This is a genomic window from Pseudomonas frederiksbergensis (assembly GCF_003732705.1).
Lineage (GTDB): Bacteria > Pseudomonadota > Gammaproteobacteria > Pseudomonadales > Pseudomonadaceae > Aquipseudomonas > Aquipseudomonas frederiksbergensis_F.
This window is the reverse complement of the sequence record NZ_MOBR01000011.1, coordinates 50,648-65,697: the sequence shown is the minus strand read 5'-3', so window position 1 is coordinate 65,697 and position 15,050 is coordinate 50,648. Positions and strand designations below refer to the sequence as shown.

Sequence of the window (15,050 nt, the reverse complement as noted above, 5' to 3'; positions counted from 1 at the left end):
TTATAACCACAGGTTCAGCAAGCGTGCGCCACGGGTATCGCCGTCGGCGGAGTGCTGGCCATTGCTGCTGAGAAAGCTCTGACCGGCGCTGCCCTTGTCCCAGAACTGTCCACGCAAGAACACACTCATGCCGGCAATTGCCTGACTGCTGGGTGGCTGGGCGATCAGCGTCAGGCGATGCCAGGCCTGGCCTTCGCTGAGTTCGCCGGCCTTGAGGCTGACGGAGCCCGGCGTCGACGCGCCTTTGTAACCGCGCCACGGTTTGTCCCAGGTCCCGTGCCCGACCACGAATGCCGGCACCGCCACCAGTTGCGCACCCTGTTCGTCGAGTTTGCGGTAGTTGTCCGGGTACCAGCTGTCGCTGCCGATCAGGATCCCCAGGCGTCCGGCCGGGGTGTCGATCACGTTGACCGTGTGCTCGGTATTGGCGGCGAGGGTGTCCTGTTCATCGAAGATCGGGTGCATCTGCCGTTGCGGCTGGCCGATCGGCAAACCGTCGCGACCGAACACCACGCTGCTGTTGTACAGCGCACCGTGACCGATTTTCAGTTTGCCATCGATGACGCTGGGCTCAGGCAATACGATCGAACCGGCCACCAGCGTGACATGGAATTCTTTCGCCAGACCGCCGAACAGCGCCTGGTAATCCTTGGCCATGCCTTTGGCTTTCATGCGCAAGTGAGCGTCATCCAGACGATTGGTGCCCGTGGCGCTGATCAGGGCGCGGACGAATTGCAACGGATTGCTCGCCGCCAGCCAGTTCATCGCTTCCTTGAGCGTGCTGGCCTGATACAGCTCATCTTTCTCGCCGCTGACCATCAGCCACGTGCCGACATGTTCAGGCAGCACGACGATGGTTTTTTCATTCAGCAGGCCCTGGTCCTGGGCCTTTTGCAGATAGGCCGCGAGCTTGCGATGCAGGCGCTCGGGGCTTTGGTAGTCGGTGGGGAACAGCTCGGGCTGGATGCCCAGCAGGTTGCCGCGATCGGCCGGGTTGCCTTGATCGACCGCGAGGTTGATCCGCAGGTCCGACAGGTAATGGCCCACCGGACGGTCCGCGGCCCACATGGCGTAGGTCGTGAGGGCGGCGACCAGCGCCATGGAAAAGGTCAGGTACAGAAGTTTGCGCATGGGAAAGCAGTCAACAGCCGTGTGCAGGATTCGTCGACTAGGGTAGGGCGCCAGTTAGCGCTTGCCAAGGGGCGCTGCGCATTTGGATCAATAAGTTGTCAGTTTGGGTCATTGAGTGACAACCACGCGACTCTTAGTCTGTGGCACATGACTGACAGGCGCCGAAGAGCTCCTGCATTTTTCCGTGATCGCTCGATGTGGAGTTACCGATGGCCGCCGCTCATTACCCGCACCTGCTGGCCCCGCTGGACCTGGGTTTTACCACGCTGCGTAACCGCACCCTGATGGGGTCGATGCACACCGGTCTGGAAGAAAAACCCGGCGGTTTCGAGCGCATGGCGGCGTATTTTGCCGAACGTGCCCGGGGCGGCGTGGGCCTGATGGTCACCGGCGGTATCGGCCCGAACGATGAGGGCGGTGTGTATTCCGGCGCGGCCAAGCTGACCACCGAGGCAGAAGCGCTCAAGCACCAGATCGTCACCCGCGCGGTGCACGAGGCGGGCGGCAAGATTTGCATGCAGATTCTCCACGCCGGGCGTTATGCCTACAGCCCGAAACAGGTAGCGCCGAGTGCGATCCAGGCGCCGATCAACCCGTTCAAGCCTAAAGAGCTGGATGAGGAAGGTATCGAGAAGCAGATCAGTGATTTCGTCACCTGTTCGGTCCTGGCGCAGACCGCCGAGTACGACGGCGTCGAGATCATGGGTTCCGAAGGTTATTTCATTAACCAGTTCCTCGCGGCCCACACCAACCACCGCACCGACCGTTGGGGCGGCAGCTACGAAAACCGTATGCGTTTGCCGGTGGAAATCGTCCGTCGCGTGCGAGAAGCGGTGGGCCCGAACTTCATCATTATTTTCCGCCTGTCGATGCTCGACCTCGTAGAAGGCGGCAGCAGTTGGGAAGAAATTGTCACCCTGGCCAAAGCTATCGAGCAGGCCGGTGCAACGATCATCAACACCGGCATTGGTTGGCACGAAGCGCGGATTCCAACCATCGCCACCAAAGTGCCGCGAGCGGCGTTCAGCAAAGTGACGGCCAAGCTGCGGGGTTCGGTGAACATTCCGCTGATCACCACCAACCGCATCAACACCCCGGAAATCGCCGAGCAGATCCTGGCTGAAGGCGATGCCGACATGGTCTCCATGGCGCGGCCGTTCCTCGCCGACGCGGATTTCGTCAACAAGGCTGCTGCGGGTCGTGCTGATGAAATCAACACCTGCATCGGCTGTAACCAGGCGTGCCTCGATCACACCTTCGGCGGCAAGCTGACCAGTTGCCTGGTGAATCCGCGGGCCTGTCATGAAACCGAGCTTAACTATTTGCCGGTGCAACAGATCAAGAAAATCGCCGTGGTCGGTGCCGGGCCGGCGGGTCTTTCCGCTGCCACCGTGGCTGCCGAGCGTGGGCATTCGGTGACGTTGTTCGATTCGGCGAGCGAAATCGGCGGCCAGTTCAACATCGCCAAGCGTGTGCCGGGCAAGGAAGAATTCTTCGAAACCCTGCGCTACTTCAACCGCAAGTTGCAGACCACCAACGTCGAGGTGTGCCTGAACACCCGCGTCGATGTGGCGCAACTGGTGGCCGGCGGTTACGACGAAATCATCCTCGCCACCGGCATCGCGCCGCGCACCCCGGCCATTCCGGGTGTCGAGAACGCCAAGGTGCTGAGTTACCTGGACGTGATCCTCGAGCGCAAACCCGTGGGCAAACGCGTGGCGGTGATCGGCGCCGGTGGTATCGGTTTCGACGTCTCGGAGTTCCTGGTTCACGAAGGCGTGGCCACCAGCCTGGACCGCGCGGCGTTCTGGAAAGAGTGGGGCATCGACACGCACCTTGAGGCACGCGGCGGTGTGGCCGGGATCAAGGCTCAGGTGCATGCACCGGCCCGCGAAGTGTTCCTGCTGCAACGCAAGACTTCCAAGGTTGGCGACGGCTTGGGCAAGACCACGGGCTGGATTCACCGCACCGGTCTGAAAAACAAGCAGGTGCAGATGCTCAACAGCGTTGAATACCTGAAGATCGACGACGAAGGCCTGCACATCCGCATCGGCGAAACCGGCGAGCCGCAAGTGCTGGCGGTGGACAACATCGTGATCTGCGCCGGGCAGGACCCGTTGCGCGAGTTGCAGGAGGGTCTGGTCGCAGCCGGGCAGAACGTGCATTTGATTGGCGGCGCGGACGTGGCGGCGGAGCTGGATGCGAAGCGGGCGATCAACCAGGGTTCGCGCCTCGCTGCCGAGTTGTAATCAGCGGCTGAATTTGCCAATGGCCATCGCGAGCAAGCTTTGCTCCTACGGTTGAGGTCGTACACCTGTAGGAGCAAGGCTTGCCCGCGATGGCGTCCTGTCTGCTGCTAAGATGCTGGCTCTATCACCAGAGCCGGCCTCAATGCTCCTCCCTCCCAACGACTGGCTCCCCCAAGCCCCTCTAGAACCCCTGCACCTCGACTGGCTCACCGCCGCCAACATCGAAGTCGCGATCCTGCGCCTGGACCAAATCGACCCGCTGATCAGCGGCAACAAGTGGTTCAAACTCATCGAACACCTCAACGCCGCGGACAGCGCCGGTGCCGACGGCATCATCAGCCTCGGTGGCGCTCATTCCAATCATCTGCACGCACTCGCCGCCGCCGGTAAACGCCTGGGCTTCAAAACTGTCGGATTACTGCGCGGACATCCACAAGTCACTCCGACCGTGACGGACCTGCAAGACTTCGGCATGCAACTGCACTGGCTGGGCTACGGCGGTTATCGCGCGCGGCATGAACCGGGTTTCTGGCAACCGTGGCAAGCGCTATACCCGACGCTGCATCCGGTGCCGGAAGGGGGCGCAGGTTTGCTTGGGGCGCAGGGCTGCATGGGGCTCAAGGATCAGGTTTGTGAGCAACGGGCCGGGCTGGGCTGGAACGACTACGACGGCTGGTGGCTGGCCTGCGGAACCGGCACCACCCTGGCTGGGCTGGTGCTGGCCGAGGCGGGGGAGCATCCGGTCTATGGCGCGTTGGCGGTGCCCGAGGATCACGGTGTGGCGCAGCAGGTTGAAGCGATTGTGGCAGGGGCGGATTCGGCTTATGAACTGTTCGACGCCAGTCGCGGCGGGTTTGCCAAGGTTGATCCGCTGTTGCTTGAGTTCATCGAGAAGACCGAGCAGGTCAGCGGTATTCCTTTGGAACCGCTGTACACCGGCAAGGCGTTGCTGGCCCTCAAACAGCAAGTCGAAGCGGGGAGATTTCCCAAGGGTACGCGGCTGATCTTCATCCACACCGGCGGCCTGCAGGGCCGCCGCGGCTTCAACTGACCCGACACATTTCTCCCTGTGGGAGCGAGCCTGCTCGCGAATGCGGTGTACCCGTCGACACATGGATCGACTGACCCACCTCTTTCGCGAGCAGGCTCGCTCCCACAGGGGATTGGTGGTGGTTTCAGGTATTGCGGCTGACCCTTTTGGGCATCATCCGCAACAAGGTGTTATCCCCCACCACATAGTGGTGATACAGCCCGGCCACCGCATGCAGGCCGATCAGCCAATAGCCGATCGTGCCGCCCAGTTCATGCCAGCCCTGGATCCGCTTGGCCAGTACCTTGTCCTCAGACACCAGCAACGGCAGGTCAACCCCGTAGAACATCACCTGATGCCCTTTGGCGCTGGTCACCAGCCAACCGAGCAGCGGCATGGCGATCATGAACAGGTACAACGCCCAGTGCATCAGTTTGGCGAGGGTGATTTGCCAATGTGGCGAAGCCGGAAAGATTTGCGGCGCCGGGCCCAGGCTACGGGCGAACAGCCGCAGCCACACCAGCACAAACACCGTCAGGCCCAGCATGAAGTGCGATTCGGTGATCAGCGTCCGGCCGCCACTGCCTTTGGGAAAGATCCCGCGAAATTCGATGCAAGCGTAAACCAGGATCAGCAGCACCAGCATTAGCCAGTGCAACGCGATCGACACCGTGCTGTAGCGTGAGTCGGAGTTCTTCCAGGGCATACGGGGCTCTCCACAGGTCAATGCTCAAAGCGCCGTTCTTGTGCGGCACTGTGCTTTAACTGTAATCCTGTTTTGCCGTATTTGCCTGAGGCGATTTGCCCGTTCAATGCTCTGGTTCAGCTAATTGACAATAAAACACCCTGTAGGAGCATGGCTTGCCCGCGATGGCGTCCTTGAGACTGTCATCGCGGGCAAGCCATGCTCCTACAAGGTGGGCGGTGGGTCAGGCGGTTTGCGGCATTTCGCCATTGGCCAGGCGCTTGTTGATATCGGCGATCACCTGGGGCAAATCGGTGATGGTGTCGATCATGTAGTGCGGCCGCGAGCCTTCGAACATTGCGTGAATACGCTTGCGCTCGCTGGCCAGTTCCTCACTGCCGAGGGCCTGATAACCCGCGTAGTCCAGGCCCAGCGCATTGCCGGAGCAGATCAGCGCCACGGTCCACATGCCCGCGCGGCGACCTTCAAGAATCCCAGGCACGGTGTCGTCGATCTTCACGCAGGCCGCGACATCGTCGATGCCCAGGGCGATGACGTTGGCCAGGGCCTGGGCCGGCCATGGGCGACCGTTGGGCACTTCGTCGGTGGCGACTACGTGGTCGGCGACGTAACCGTTGGTGGCGGCCAGTTCCACGACTTTGTCCATGACCTGTTTCGGGTAGCCGGAGCACGAACCGATCTTGATCCCTTGCTGGCGCAGGTTGGCGATGGTGTCCAGGGCGCCGGGGATCAGCGCCGAATGCTCGGCGATTTTCTCGATTTGCAGCGGCATGAAGCGTTTGTAGATCGCGGTGACGTCGTCGTCGGTCGGCGTGCGGCCGAAGGCCTTGCGATAACGCTCGGCCACTTGCGGCTGATCGCACAGAGTGCGGATGTGGTCCCACTTGCCCATGCCCATCGGCCCGCGGGCTTCTTCGATGGAAACCTGGACGTCGAACTCGGCGAAAGCCTCGACAAAAATCTGCGTTGGCGCGAACGAGCCGAAATCGACCACGGTGCCGGCCCAGTCGAGGATGGCGGCCTGGAGTTTGGTAGGGGTGGTGTAGTTCATGGTGATCAGATCCTGTTAGCTAATTAGGTGAGCGAGGCTTTTTGTGGGAGCGAGCTTGCTCGCGATGAGGTCCTGTCTGCCGACGTCGATGTTGAATGACAGTCCGCTATCGCGAGCAAGCTCGCTCCCACAGGGGGCTGAGGCGTAATCAGATTTCGATGACTTCCATTTCCTGCAACACCTCGGCAATCGCCGCCACCGCCGCGTGCATTTCTGGCGGGTTGACGTGGCCGATGCAGCCGACGCGGAAGGTTTCGACCTGGGTCAATTTGCCGGGATAGAGGATGAAACCCTTGGCCTTGACCCGTTCGTAGAACTCCTTGAACTGGTAGCGAGGGTCTTTCGGGGCGTGGAAGGTGACGATGATCGGCGCCTGGATCGCGGCGGGCAGGAAACTGCGCAAACCGAGTTTGGCCATGTCATCAAGCAACACCTGGCAGTTATTGGCGTAGCGCTGATGCCGCGTTGGCAAGCCACCTTCTTCGTTGTATTGCAGCAGGGCTTCGTGCAGCGCCGCGACCACGTGGGTCGGCGGGGTGAAGCGCCACTGGCCGGTCTTGGCCATGTAGGTGTGCTGGTCGAACAGATCCATCGCCAGGGAGTGCGAGTTACCGCCGGCATTCGCCAGGGATTCCTTGCGAGCGAACACAAAACCCATCCCCGGCACCCCTTCCAGGCACTTGCCCGAAGCGGCGATCAGCGCGTCGAACGGCACCTGTTGCGCATCGATCGGCAGGGCGCCGAAGGAACTCATGGCGTCGATGATCAAGCGTTTGCCGTGTTGCGCAATGACTTGGGCGATTTCCGGCAGCGGGTTAAGAATGCCGGTGCTGGTTTCGCAGTGAATCAGCGCGATGTGAGTAATGCTCGGGTCAGCCCGCAGCAGGCGATCCACATCGGCGGCGGTGGTCGGTTCGTCTTCGGCGGTTTCGAAGGTGCTGAACGGGCGACCGAGCACTTCGCAGATCTTCGCCAGGCGTTTGCCGTAGGCGCCGTTGATCAGCACCAGAACTTTGCCATCGCGAGGCACCAGCGTGCCGATGGCGGCTTCGACGGCGAAGGTGCCGCTGCCTTGCAGGGGCACGCAGTGGTGACTGTTGGCACCGTTGATGATGGTCAGCAGTTGTTCGCACAGGCTGGCGGTCAGTTGGTTGAAACGGTCATCCCATGAACCCCAGTCGACCATCATCGCCTGGCGGGTGCGGGCCGAAGTAGTCAACGGGCCGGGGGTGAGCAGGATGGGTTCGGCAGTACTCATTCTCATGTCCTCGCAATCGATGGGATGACGCTACGGGGCTTAAATTGCAATTTGCCGTCGCATCAATCAAATTGTTTGTTGTTATGCCAGCCATCAGCGAGGGTTATTCATGAATCTGTTCCAGCTCCGCGCGTTCGACGCCGTGGCCCGGGAAGGCAGCTTTACCCGGGCCGCCGCACGGCTGTTCATCAGCCAACCGGCGGTCACCGGGCACATCAAGGCGCTGGAAGAGCACTACCAAATCATCCTGCTGCGCCGCACCGCCCGACGGGTGGAGCTGACGGAGGAGGGCACCAAACTGGCGGCGATCACTCGGGCGATGTTCGGCCTGGCGGAAGAGGCGCAAGTGATGCTGGAGGCCAACCGCCAATTACTCACCGGGCGCCTGGAAGTGGCAGCGGACGGGCCGCACATGGTCATGCCGATGCTCGCCAGCCTGCGGGCGCGTTATCCGGGGATCACCGTGAACCTGCGTTTGGGCAATGCCCAGGAAACCCTCGCCGCGTTGCTGTCCGAACACGCTGATGTCGCGGTGCTGACCGAAGTCGAACCGCGCAAGGGCCTGCATCTGCAAGCGTTAAGCGAATCACGGATCTGCGCGCTGGTGCCGGCCGGGCATCCGTGGGCGCAACGTTCCAGGGATGTGCAACTCAAGGAACTGGATCAGGTGATCATGGTGTTGCGCGAACCGAGTTCGATAACCCGGCGCACGTTTGATGATGCCTGCGCTCAGGCAAAGGTCAATCCGCGGGTGTTGCTGGAGTTGGACAGTCGGGAGGCGGTGACTGAGGCCGTCGCGGCTGAACTGGGGGTTGGGGTGGTGTCGTCGGTGGAAGTCAGCCATGACCCGAGGGTGGTGGCGGTGCCGATTGTGGGGGAAGGGTTGGTCAATCGACACATGATCGGCTGCATGGAGCGGCGGCGGGATTTGCGCTTGATCCAGGCGTTTTTCGGGTTGGCGCCAGACCGGTAGACCGAGGCGCGGCCTTCGCGGGCAAGCCTCGCTCCTACGGGAATCGCGTTGATCGTTCCCACGCTCCGCGTGGGAATGCCTCAATGGACGCTCCGCGTCCGCTTTGGGACGCGGAGCGTCCCGGGCTGCATTCCCACGCGGAGCGTGGGAACGATCAACGTGAGGACGATCATTTGGGCAGGCTCTCGCGCACCATCTCTAGAAACGTCGCCACCACCCGCCGCGAACTCTGCTCGCGCAGGCACACCAGCGTCTCCGTCAGCCGGCGCTTGCAGTCAGTAATCGGCAATGCGCACACCCGTGAATCCGCGCCAAACTCCGCAGCCGAAACCACGCCAACCCCAATTCCCACCACCACCGCTTCGCGCGCCGCTTCCCGGCCTTCGACCTGAATCGCCGGGCGAATCCGCAACCCGGCACCGGCCATTTCTTCTTCCAGGGTCTGTCGCGTCACCGAGCCGATTTCCCGCAGCACCAACGGCGTGTCGTCCAGGTCCGCCAGGCAAATCGACTCGCGATCCGCCCAGGGATGATTGCGCGAGACGAACGCCACCATCGGGTCATTGCGCAGCGGCAACGAGATCAAGCGCTCGTCGCTGACTTCCCGCCCCAGCAACGCCAAATCCGCCTGATAGTTGAACAGCCGAAACAGCGATTCATCGGTGTTGCCGGTCTCGATCTTCACGCTGATGCCAGGGTAGCGCTCACAAAACCGGGCGATCTGCGGCAGCACATGGACCGGCGCGTCCACGGCGAGGATCAGGCTGCCGGTCTGCAACGCCCGGGAATCCTGCAACAGCTCCTGGGCTTCGGCCTCGATGACGAACAGGCGCTGGGTGATGCTCAGCAAGCGCTCACCCAAATCCGTCAGGCGCACCGAGCGTTTGTTGCGGTGGAACAGCAACACGCCGAAGCGTTCTTCGAGTTTGCGCACTTGGTCGGAAATCGCCGGTTGCGTGAGGAATAGCCGCTCGGCGGCCCTGGTGAAGCTTCCGTGAACGGCCACGGCGTGGAAGGCTTTGAGTTGGGCGTGGGAAACCGACATCGAAACCTCCAGTAACAAGCTGAACTTATATTGGAAATACGATAAATCGATTTCACTTATTAATCAGTAATTGTTTTTATCGGCCTCAGCCCCGGTGACTGGTCAGTCGAACAGCATCGGGTGCCATGAGCCTGCAGGTGCAACAGCAGGACTCATCTGACCGGTATCGCTTCAGGGAAGCCGCGATATCGAAGTGCTCAACAATAAAAAAACAGGCGTTATTTCTCAATTTCTGCCGGCACACTCACACCCTGAGGTCAGAACCACCATGAACAAGCACATCGGCACCATCAAGCGTTGGCGCGTGCAGATCTTCGCCATCACCTGGCTCGCTTACGCCGCTTTCTACTTCACCCGCAAAGCCTTTTCGGTCGCCAAACTGGGGATCGCCGAAGACCCCACCTTCATGCTCGACAAAATGGCCATGGCCAACCTCGACGCGATTTACCTGACCGCCTACGCCATCGGCCAATTCACCTGGGGCATCCTCGCCGACCGCTTCGGCCCACGGGTCGTGGTACTCGGCGGCTTGCTGATTTCCGCGGCGGCGGCACTGGTGATGGGCAATTTCGCCACGTTGCCGATCTTCGCCACCTGCATGCTGATCCAGGGACTGGCCCAGTCCACCGGATGGTCGGGGCTGTGCAAGAACATCGGCAGTTTCTTCCCCGCCGAGCAGCGCGGGCGGGTGCTGGGGTTATGGAGTTCCTGTTATGCCTTCGGCGGACTGGTGGCCTCACCGTTCGCCGGTTGGTGGGCTTACACGCTGGTGGGCACTTGGCACGCAGCATTCATTTCCAGTGCGGCGGTGGTTGGGCTGGTCGCCGTGCTGTTTTTTATTTTCCAACGCAACAAACCGGAAGACGTCGGCTTACCCGCCGTGGAGCCGGAACCGGAGCTGAGCAGCGAGGAGGCTTACGCACAAAGCAAGATCAGCGTGTGGGAGCCGTTGAAGGAAATCCTGCGCAACCGCACCGTGCTGGTGCTCGGGCTCTCGTACTTCCTGTTGAAACCGGCGCGCTACGCGATTCTGTTGTGGGGGCCGGTGATCGTTTTCGAGCAAATGCCCTCGGTGGGCAAGGTCGGTGCGGCGATTATTCCGACGTCTTTTGAACTGGCCGGGCTGCTGGGACCGATCATGATTGGCCTGGCCTCGGACAAACTGTTCGGCGCCCGACGCATGCCGGCCTGTGTGATCAGTCTGTTGGCACTGACGGTTTCCCTGGCGCTGTTCATGGGCGCTTTGCACACCGGCAGCGTGATGCTGGTGGTGGCGTTGCTGTTCGTCATGGGCCTGACCCTTTACGGCCCTGACTCGATGATCAGCGGCGCGGCGGCGATTGATTTCGGCACGGCCAAGGCTGGCGCCACGGCGGCGGGGTTTGTGAATGGCTGCGGTTCGGTCGGGGCGATTCTCGGCGGCTTGCTGCCGGGGTATTTCGACTCGGTGACGGTGTTCATCATCTTCGCCGGTTGCGCGATGTTTTCGGCCTTCGTCCTGATCCCGCACTGGAACAGCCGCCCGGCTGGCCTGAGCCTCGACTGCGCCTTCGTGCCCAATCAACCGATGACCATCAAACCCCTGCGTACCTGAGGAAACCCCCATGAGACCTTTCTGGCTGGACCAAGCGCTGGCGGCGGAGCCCTGCGCGCCGTGCGAGCCATTGGCGGGCGACACCCGCGCCGACGTGTGCATCGTCGGCGGCGGCTACACCGGGCTGTGGACCGCGATCATGCTCAAGGAGCAAAACCCTGAGCTTGATGTGTTGCTGATCGAGGCCGATATCTGTGGCGCTGGCGCCAGTGGGCGCAACGGCGGTTGCGCGTTGTCGTGGTCGGCCAAGTACTTCACCCTGGAGCGCTTGTTCGGTGTCGAGGAAGCGGTGCGGCTGGTCAAGGAATCGGAGCGCAGCATCCACGCCATCGGCGCCTTCTGCGAACAGTACGGGGTGGATGCCGATTACCGCCTCGACGGTACGCTCTATACCGCAACCAACCGCGCCCAATGCGGCTCGACGGATGCGGTGATCGCGGCACTGGAACGCAACGGCATCAACTCATTCAGCCAGCGGCCGGTAGCGGACGTGCAACGCATGGCCGGTTCCAGCAAACACCTGGAAGGCTGGTTTTCCCCGGCGGCGGCCAGTGTGCAACCGGGCAAACTGGTGCGCGGCTTGCGTCGGGTTGCCTTGCAACTGGGCGTGCGGATTCATGAAAACACGGCCATGACCGGGCTGGAGGAAGGCAAACCGGCGGGGATTAAAACCCCGAACGGCACCGTCCAGGCGGATCGGGTGGTACTGGCGATGAACGCCTGGATGGCCCGGGCGTTCCCGCAGTTCGAACGCAGCGTGGCGATTGTCTCCAGCGACATGCTGATCACCGAGCCACGCCCGGACTTGCTGAATGAAATCGGTTTGACCAGCGGCGTCACCGTGCTCGATTCGCGGATTTTCGTGCACTACTACCACAACACCCCGGACGGCCGGATCATGCTCGGCAAGGGCGGCAACACCTTCGCCTACGGTGGGCGAATGCTGCCGGTGTTCGATCAGCCATCGCCCTATGCCGGGTTGTTGCGCAATAGCCTGGCGGACTTCTTTCCGGCGTTTGCCGAGGTCAAAGTCGAGGCCACCTGGAACGGCCCTTCGGATCGCTCGGTCACCGGATTGCCGTTCTTCGGTCAAATGAGCACCAGCGGCAACGTGTTTTATGGCTTCGGTTACTCCGGCAGCGGTGTTGGGCCGTGTCACATGGGCGGGCAGATTCTTGCCTCGATGGTGCAAGGCCTGGACAACCCTTGGACCCGCTCGCCGCTGGTCAACGGGCCGTTGGGGTACTTCCCGCCGGAGCCGATTCGTTACCTGGGTTCGTTGATGGTGCGCAACGCGATCCGGCGCAAGGAGCGCGCCGAGGATCACGGGCGCCGGCCACGGCATCTGGATGTGCGCCTGGCGAAATTCGCAGCGGCGGCGGGGAAGGCCGACAAGGGCTGAGCCGACACAAAACCTGTGGCGAGGGGGCTAGCCCGCGTTGGGTCGCGAAGCGGCCCCGGCATTCTGTCAGGCACACCGCATGGGCAGGAATTGCGACTGCTTCGCTGCCGAACGGGGGCAAGCCCCCTCGCCACAGTGGTTTTTTGTTCGCCCCATTGCGTCAGGGCATGTCCGGGCGGTTGACCAGCCAATCGAACAGCAGACGCGTATCGCCGCGCGGCGGTGGCGTCTGTGGCGGTCGTGGATTCTGAAGGCCTGGGCCGGCGCAAATCACCGGGCGATCCGGGTCGCTGTCGAGAAAACTGATGAACACATCGCTTCCGGCCACGGGTAGCCCGGACGCGCCTACCGCCACCGGTAGCCAGAGACTGTCAGTCGCCTGCACAACCGATCCCGGCCACAGGCTGACCTGAATCCGGCCCTGTTCATCCAGCGTCACGGGTTGCCCCGATTCGCCCAGCACTCGCGCCGGTTGATAGCCGGGTATGCTCGGCCTGGGTTGTTTGAACGCGGGTCGGAATACCGTTGACCAGGGAATCGCGCTGAACCGGTTGCAATAGCCGGGCGTTTCAAACGGCTCGTCCGCGAGGATCGAGGGTTGCTGTCCTTGATGCTGTATTTCGGTCAGCAGCCATTGATCGTTGAAACTCGATATCGGGTGCTGCTCCACCTGCACGATCCGGCCGCTGAGCAAACCGGTCTCATCGCTTTGGCCATGGACTTGCCGATGCTGGCAGCGCAGCCGCTCCAACGTCCGGCGGCTGCGTTGATCGCGGTGCAACTGCCCGCCCGCGAGGCGGGTGTTCATCGTCGGTTTGCCGGTCAGCGGATGATTCGCTGCGCCGAAACTGGCAGCCACCGCGCTTCTGTCTTGAACCTGTTTTGGCGAGTGGAGCAGCGGCGAATCATGGCGCTGGAACATTTCGCGGATCGCGGCATAGGCAGGTTCGTCGAGGGGATTGTCATGGAAAGGCGTCAGCACCGGCTCCTGGGGAAAACTCAAACTGTCGTCGGCCAATACCAGCACATGCCCGTCGCGGCGATGTTCGAAGTGATAGTGGATGCCTTCCTCTTCGCAGAGCCGATGCAGCAACGCCAGATCAGTTTCTTCGTACTGAATGCAAAAGGGCCGGACCGGATAGTGCCCGGTACTCAGCTCAAAGCGGTAGCTGTGCCCGGGCAAGGCATGCTCCTCCAATAATTGGCGCAGGATGGCCGGCACACTGAGGCGATGAAACACCCGGCGGGTGGGCTGTTGTTCGAGGTGTTGCAGATGCGGCACCAATTCCAGTCGATAGCCGACCCGGTACGGACCGCGATGTTCGCGGCTGACGCTGTGGAGAATGCCGTGAAAGCCCTGGTCGGCACCCAGGCTCAAAAAGGCGGGTTGTTGCAGCAACCGATCAAGGTTCATGGCCGGGGCCAGGCCGATGACTTCGATGTCGAATCGAAAGAGCTGGTTGAGGCCTTCATGGCCTCTGAACTGCAGCACCTGCAAACTCAAGTCAGCCTCGACGAGGGTCAGGGTGAATGGACTTTCCTTGTCGTTGTGCATCGAGTGCGCTTCTGCCATGAAATACGGGGTGCAGAGGGTACGAAACCGCGGCCCTGAATAGTCACCGCTAATCGACTTTTCAGATTTGCCCTACAAGTGCTGTTGAAGATGCCGATGCGTCTTGGCGGTAAACAGGATGGAATTTTTGGTCGATTGCCGACTTTAGGCCGTATAAACTTGCCGCCATGCGTCGGCCAATAGATGTCTCGGCGCCACAGATCAAGAGAGTGAGTAATGGGCGCACAGTGGAAGGTTAAACACAAAGAAGCGGCATCAAACGCCAAGGGCAAGATCTTCGGCAAACTGGTGAAGGAAATCACCATTGCTGCGCGCAACGGTGCCGATACTGCCACCAACGCACACTTGCGTCTGGTGGTCGAGCAGGCCAAGAAAGCCTCGATGCCCAAGGAAACCCTGGATCGCGCGATCAAGAAAGGCGCAGGCCTGCTGGGCGAAACCGTGCAATACCATCGCGTGACCTACGAGGGTTTCGCTCCGCATCAGGTGCCGTTGATCGTTGAATGCGTCACCGACAACATCAACCGCACCGTGGCGGAAATCCGCGTGGCATTCCGCAAGGGCCAATTGGGCGCTTCCGGCTCAGTGGCCTGGGATTTCAACCACGTCGGCATGATCGAGGCGTCCCCGGACAGCCCTGACGCCGACCCGGAAATGGCCGCTATCGAAGCCGGCGCCCAGGATTTCGAGCCGGGCGAAGAAGAGGGCACGACCCTGTTCCTGACCGAGCCTGCCGACCTCGACGCCGTGCAGAAAGCCCTGCCAGAGCAAGGTTTTACCGTGTTGGCGGCCAAGTTGGGCTACCAGCCGAAGAACCCGGTCAGCGGGTTGAGCGATGAGCAAATGGCTGAGGTTGAAGCCTTCCTGGAAGGCCTCGATAACCATGATGATGTGCAGGATATGTTTGTCGGGTTGGCGGGTTAGTTTGTTTCGTCAGTAATACCGCTATCGCGAGCAAGCTCGCTCCCACAGTGGTTTTGTGTCGTACACAAAATGTGTGATCAACATAAATTCCCTGTGGGAGCGAGCTTGCTCGCG

12 protein-coding genes are annotated in these 15,050 nt (G+C 61.5%); 6 read left to right on the top strand and 6 right to left on the bottom strand.

Annotation, left to right across the window (positions count from 1 at the left end; all coding sequences use genetic code 11):
• On the bottom strand, positions 1-1,131 hold the full coding sequence (locus tag BK667_RS14935; RefSeq protein ID WP_123513601.1) for a carbon-nitrogen hydrolase family protein: 1,131 nt from the start codon (positions 1,129-1,131) through the stop codon (positions 1-3).
• 209 nt (positions 1,132-1,340) lie between these two features.
• Here BK667_RS14935 and BK667_RS14930 point away from each other — a divergent pair, with 209 nt between their 5' ends.
• Complete coding sequence (locus BK667_RS14930) at positions 1,341-3,380, top strand: oxidoreductase (protein ID WP_123598074.1); 2,040 nt, start codon at positions 1,341-1,343, stop codon at positions 3,378-3,380.
• Between the two features lie 142 nt (positions 3,381-3,522).
• The gene (locus BK667_RS14925) at positions 3,523-4,431 is read left to right on the top strand and encodes a 1-aminocyclopropane-1-carboxylate deaminase/D-cysteine desulfhydrase (protein ID WP_123598073.1); all 909 of its coding nucleotides are present in this window, start codon (positions 3,523-3,525) and stop codon (positions 4,429-4,431) included.
• A 124-nt stretch (positions 4,432-4,555) separates the two neighbouring features.
• Here the strand turns inward: BK667_RS14925 and BK667_RS14920 are convergent, their stop codons facing one another.
• The 3 genes from BK667_RS14920 to BK667_RS14910 all read right to left on the bottom strand — a co-directional run bounded on the left by BK667_RS14920 (position 4,556) and on the right by BK667_RS14910 (position 7,425).
• Positions 4,556-5,116, bottom strand: a complete 561-nt coding sequence (locus BK667_RS14920; protein WP_123598072.1) for a cytochrome b — start codon at positions 5,114-5,116, stop codon at positions 4,556-4,558.
• Positions 5,117-5,339: 223 nt separating this feature from the next.
• On the bottom strand, positions 5,340-6,167 hold the full coding sequence (phnX, locus tag BK667_RS14915; protein WP_123513593.1) for a phosphonoacetaldehyde hydrolase: 828 nt from the start codon (positions 6,165-6,167) through the stop codon (positions 5,340-5,342).
• A 148-nt stretch (positions 6,168-6,315) separates the two neighbouring features.
• Entirely contained in the window at positions 6,316-7,425 is a 1,110-nt protein-coding gene (locus BK667_RS14910; RefSeq protein WP_123598071.1) for a 2-aminoethylphosphonate--pyruvate transaminase, read from the bottom strand.
• Positions 7,426-7,534: 109 nt separating this feature from the next.
• Between BK667_RS14910 and BK667_RS14905 the strand changes: the two genes are divergently transcribed.
• Complete coding sequence (locus BK667_RS14905) at positions 7,535-8,398, top strand: LysR substrate-binding domain-containing protein (RefSeq protein ID WP_123598070.1); 864 nt, start codon at positions 7,535-7,537, stop codon at positions 8,396-8,398.
• A gap of 169 nt (positions 8,399-8,567) precedes the next feature.
• Here the strand turns inward: BK667_RS14905 and BK667_RS14900 are convergent, their stop codons facing one another.
• Positions 8,568-9,443, bottom strand: a complete 876-nt coding sequence (locus tag BK667_RS14900; RefSeq protein WP_123598069.1) for a LysR family transcriptional regulator — start codon at positions 9,441-9,443, stop codon at positions 8,568-8,570.
• Between the two features lie 268 nt (positions 9,444-9,711).
• Here BK667_RS14900 and BK667_RS14895 point away from each other — a divergent pair, with 268 nt between their 5' ends.
• On the top strand, positions 9,712-11,037 hold the full coding sequence (locus BK667_RS14895) for an MFS transporter (RefSeq protein ID WP_123598068.1): 1,326 nt from the start codon (positions 9,712-9,714) through the stop codon (positions 11,035-11,037).
• Positions 11,038-11,047: 10 nt separating this feature from the next.
• Complete coding sequence (locus BK667_RS14890; RefSeq protein ID WP_123513583.1) at positions 11,048-12,439, top strand: FAD-dependent oxidoreductase; 1,392 nt, start codon at positions 11,048-11,050, stop codon at positions 12,437-12,439.
• Positions 12,440-12,599: 160 nt separating this feature from the next.
• Here the strand turns inward: BK667_RS14890 and BK667_RS14885 are convergent, their stop codons facing one another.
• Positions 12,600-13,994, bottom strand: a complete 1,395-nt coding sequence (locus BK667_RS14885) for a type VI secretion system Vgr family protein (protein WP_123598067.1) — start codon at positions 13,992-13,994, stop codon at positions 12,600-12,602.
• Positions 13,995-14,228: 234 nt separating this feature from the next.
• Here BK667_RS14885 and BK667_RS14880 point away from each other — a divergent pair, with 234 nt between their 5' ends.
• The gene (locus tag BK667_RS14880; protein ID WP_123432313.1) at positions 14,229-14,936 is read left to right on the top strand and encodes a YebC/PmpR family DNA-binding transcriptional regulator; all 708 of its coding nucleotides are present in this window, start codon (positions 14,229-14,231) and stop codon (positions 14,934-14,936) included.
• The last annotated feature ends 114 nt before the right edge of the window (positions 14,937-15,050 follow it).